Consider the following 593-nt stretch of genomic DNA (forward strand, 5'->3'; position numbering starts at 1 on the left):
CAGTTCCGAGGCGTCCTGGCTGCTCTTGACCTGCATGCGCAGCTGGCCGTCGGTGTCGTCGAACACGATCTGGTTGTAGCCCGCGCCGCCGAATTCCTTGCTCTTGAAGCCGGTCAGCGCAGCCGCGTTGCGGTGATTGTCTTCGCCGGCGGCCGCACCGTGCCAGGCCGGCGCGTTGCCCGCGGCCAGGTTGGCCTGGGCGCTGGGCGCGTTGTCGCGCGCGGCGGCGTAGACCTGCGTATCGGCCGCGCTGCCTGCGCGTCCGCCTGGTGTGGCGGGCGTGCCGCCTTCGCCGCGGCCGTTGTACAGCGAACCCACGACGATGGGCTGGTCGATGTCGTCGTCCAGAAAGCGCACCAGCACCTCTTGCCCGATGCGCGGCACGAAACTGATGCCCATGCCCGCGCCCGACTGGCGCTGCGCCACGCGCACCCAGCGGCTGCTGGCCTCGCCGTCCTGGCTGCCCGCCTGCCAATGGAATCTGATGCGCACGTCGCCGCGCTTGTTGCGCAGGATCTCGTCGCTTTGCCTGGGTTGCGTGCCGCCTTCGGCGTCGGTGACCACGGCGGTGTGCACGCCGTGGACCGAGGGCG

The 593-nt window shown here is 70.8% G+C and carries 1 protein-coding gene; it reads right to left on the bottom strand.

Annotation, left to right across the window (positions count from 1 at the left end):
- Positions 1 to 593, bottom strand: a 593-nt coding sequence (locus HV798_RS31575) for a phage baseplate assembly protein V (protein WP_175216643.1), incomplete at both ends; no start/stop codon positions are given.

This window comes from Achromobacter deleyi (assembly GCF_902859705.1).
Classification (GTDB): Bacteria; Pseudomonadota; Gammaproteobacteria; order Burkholderiales; family Burkholderiaceae_B; genus Achromobacter; species Achromobacter deleyi.